Annotated in this window: 2 protein-coding genes; one reads left to right on the forward strand and one right to left on the reverse strand. The window is 73.5% G+C overall.

Translation table 11 applies throughout. The features are described from left to right. Positions 1–313 precede the first annotated feature (313 nt). Entirely contained in the window at positions 314–1,843 is a 1,530-nt protein-coding gene (locus tag P2P98_RS17035; protein WP_275801450.1) for a PucR family transcriptional regulator, read from the reverse strand. A gap of 92 nt (positions 1,844–1,935) precedes the next feature. On the opposite strand from P2P98_RS17035, the gene gabT reads away from it, so the two are divergent. Continuing rightward, positions 1,936–3,285 carry a 4-aminobutyrate--2-oxoglutarate transaminase gene (gene gabT, locus P2P98_RS17040; RefSeq protein WP_275801452.1) on the forward strand — a complete coding sequence of 450 codons (1,350 nt, stop codon included), beginning with the start codon at positions 1,936–1,938 and terminating at the stop codon, positions 3,283–3,285. The last annotated feature ends 30 nt before the right edge of the window (positions 3,286–3,315 follow it).

Genomic DNA, 3,315 nt, shown 5'->3' on the forward strand with positions numbered 1-3,315 from the left:
TCCTGTGCCGTCGTGCGGAGTGTGGGGTCGACACGCCGTCCGGGATGCCGGGGTTCCGGTGTGTCGGGGGGCGAACTCCGCCCGATGGCTGGGGCCCGTCGGGCGCCCAGGTCGAGGCGGTCCGGGCATCGGCCCGTAGCATCCTGTGCCGTCGTGCGGAGGTCATGGCCGACACGCCGTCCCGGATGCCGGGATCCCGGCGTGTCCGCAACGAACTCCGCCTGACGGCCCGGCCCCGGGCCTGACGCCCCGGCCCGGACTCCGCCCGACGGTCCGCCCCTCCTCCGCCGGCCCGGTGCCCGCCGGCCCGGCCCTACTCCGCCAACCGCAGCGCGGCCCACAGCTCCGCGCGGGCCGAGAACGACGACAGGTCGCGGCCCAGCACCCGTTCGGCCTGGGCGATCCGCGCGCGCACGGTGTGGCGATGGATGCCGAGCGCCTGGGCCGTCGCCTCGTGCGAGCAGTCGTGCGCGAGCCAGGAGTCGAGCGTCTCGAGCAGCGCCGATCCCTGCTCGGCGTCGTAGTGCTGGAGGGGGGCGAGTGCCCCGGCGGCGACGGTGCGGGCGGCCTCCGAACCGAGGGCCGCGAGCAGACCCGCGCGCGCGGTGTCGGTGAAGTCGGCGACACCCGGCGTCGCGGTCCGGTCGCGGGCGGTGCGGGCCTGCGTCACGGCGCGCGAGAATCCGTCGTATCCGTTCGGGGCGGAGCATCCGACGACGGTCTCGAAGCGGTCGGCGATCTCGGCGAGGATGCCCGTCGCCCCCGCGGGGACCACGATGATGAGCCCGTCGTCGCCGCGCCCGAAGAAGAGCTCGCCGCGGCGCTCGTGCGCGCGCATCTCGAGCCACTCCGTCATCGCTGTCGAGCGCGATAATGCCGCCGGGGTGAGCCCGACCACGACGGGGGCCGTGGGCAGCGGCCCGAAGAGGTCGCGGGCGGCGCGCCGCGCGAGCCCGGGGTCGTCGCTCCCGAGCGCCTGGACGAGCCCGGCGCGGAAGGTGCCGATCGCCCGGCCCAGGCCATCCTGCTGCTCGAGCGCGAGGGCCGCCATCGCGACGACCGCGGTCACGACGCTGCGCGCCTCGTGGTCGAGGTCGTCCGCGGCGATCGCGAGAGCCCCACGCAGGTTCCCCCCGCGCCCCAGCGTCTGGACGCTGACCGAGACGTCGTCGACCCGCAGCGTCGAGGCCGCGCGGGTACCGCGGCGGAGCATCGTCTCGACCTCGGCCGCGACGCCCTCGACAACCGAGTCGGCGAGCGAGCCCGACGGGTGCGCGGTGCGCAGAGCCCCCGCGGCGTCGAAGAGCCCGACCCAGCAGTCGAGCTGCCGCGAGAGCTCGGCGAGGGTGGCCGAGAGCCCGTCGGGTCGAAGGGCGGCGAGAGAGACCGCGCGCTGAGCGGCGAGCGACCAGCTGCGGCGGGCGTAGGCGTCGGCCGCGATCGCCTCGGCGCCGGCACGGGCCACCGCGATGAAGGGCGTGCGGTAGGGCACCTCGAACAGGGGCATCCCCGCCGCCAAACAGGCGTCGGTCAGGCCGGACGGGATGCCGTCGCGCACGACCTCCGTGCCGAAGCCGAGGGCGCGCACGCCCCGCGCCCGCAGACGCCCCACGTAGGCGGCGTAGTCGTCGTCGGAGGCGAACTGCGTCCCGGTCGTCAGGAGGACGAGACCCTCGCTGAGGAACGGCGTCGGATCGGCGAGGTCGCTCGAGTGCACCCACCGCACCGGGTGATCGACGCTCCCGGCGGGGAGCTCGGCCTCGTCCACGGCGAGACGCAGGTGCAGATCGCCGCGCGCGAGGAGGGCGCGCAGGCTCGGCGGCGAGACGGCGGAGTCGGGCATCGATGCTCCTGTACGAGACGTATATGGCAGTGCGAGTGACTGTACAGGGGGGAGAGTGCACCGCGTTGCGCGGCGTCCGTAGCATCGCCGCCATGAGCCTCGACACCCTCCCCACCGTCGGCGGTCCCTCGCTCGCCCAGGAGCGCCGCCTCGTCACCGCCATCCCCGGCCCCCGCTCGCAGAAGCTGCTCGACCGCAAGGCCGCCGCCGTGGCATCCGGGGTCGGGCACACCGTGCCCATCCACGCCGTCGCTGCGGGTGGGGGAGTGGTCGTCGACGCCGACGGCAACTCGCTGATCGACCTCGGCTCGGGCATCGCTGTCACGAGCGTCGGCAACGCGCACCCCGCCGTCGTCAAGGCCGTCCAGGACCAGGTCGCCGCCTTCACCCACACGTGCTTCATGGTCTCGCCCTACGACTCGTACGTCGCGGTCGCCGAGGCGCTCAACCGCCTCACCCCCGGTGACCACGCCAAGAAGAGCGCGCTGTTCAACTCGGGTGCCGAGGCCGTCGAGAACGCCGTGAAGATCGCGCGCAAGCACACGGGTCGTCAGGCGGTCGTCGCCTTCGACCACGCGTACCACGGCCGCACCAACCTCACCATGGCGCTCACGGCCAAGAACATGCCGTACAAGAGCGGCTTCGGCCCCTTCGCCGCCGAGGTGTACCGCGCGCCGCTGTCGTACCCCTTCCGCGACGGTCTCTCCGGCCCCGAGGCCGCCGCCAAGGCCATCAGCCTCATCGAGAAGCAGGTCGGCGCCGAGAACCTCGCCGCCGTCATCATCGAGCCCATCCAGGGCGAGGGCGGCTTCATCGTCCCGGCCGACGGGTTCCTCAATGCGATCGTCGACTGGTGCCGCGACAACGGCGTCGTCTTCATCGCCGACGAGGTCCAGTCGGGCTTCGCCCGCACGGGAGCGATGTTCGCCTCCGAGCTGTTCGGCATCGTCCCCGACCTCGTGACGACCGCCAAGGGCATCGCGGGCGGCCTTCCCCTCGCCGCTGTCACCGGCCGGGCCGAGATCATGGATGCCACCCACACGGGCGGACTCGGAGGAACCTACGGCGGCAACCCGATCGCGTGCGCCGCGGCTCTGGCATCCATCGACGCCTTCGAGAACGAGGGGCTCGTCGAGCGCGCCCGGGAGATCGGCACGCTGCTGAAGGCGCGCCTGCACGACCTGCTGGCGAAGGACCCGCGCGTCGGGGATGTCCGTGGACACGGCGCGATGATCGCGGCCGAGTTCGTCGACCCCGCGACCGGCGCTCCCGACGCTGCGCTCACCGCGGCCGTGGCCAAGGCCGCGATCGCCGAGGGCGTCATCGTGCTCACGTGCGGGACCTACGGGAATGTCATCCGGTTCCTCCCGCCGCTGTCCATCGGCGACGATCTGCTGAACGAGGGTCTCGACATCGTCGAGGCCGCCGTCGCCCGCAACTGACGAACGTCCCGGCGGCGGCGTCGACCCGAC

It is taken from the genome of Microbacterium sp. Kw_RZR3 (assembly GCF_029222405.1).
In the GTDB taxonomy this organism is placed as follows: Bacteria; Actinomycetota; Actinomycetes; order Actinomycetales; family Microbacteriaceae; genus Microbacterium.

Bases quoted from the DNA above. Each gene is read 5' to 3' on its own strand.
- P2P98_RS17035 (WP_275801450.1), bottom strand. From the start codon at position 1,843: ATGCCCGACTCCGCCGTCTCGCCGCCGAGCCTGCGCGCCCTCCTCGCG.
- gabT (WP_275801452.1), top strand. From the start codon at position 1,936: ATGAGCCTCGACACCCTCCCCACCGTCGGCGGTCCCTCGCTCGCCCAG.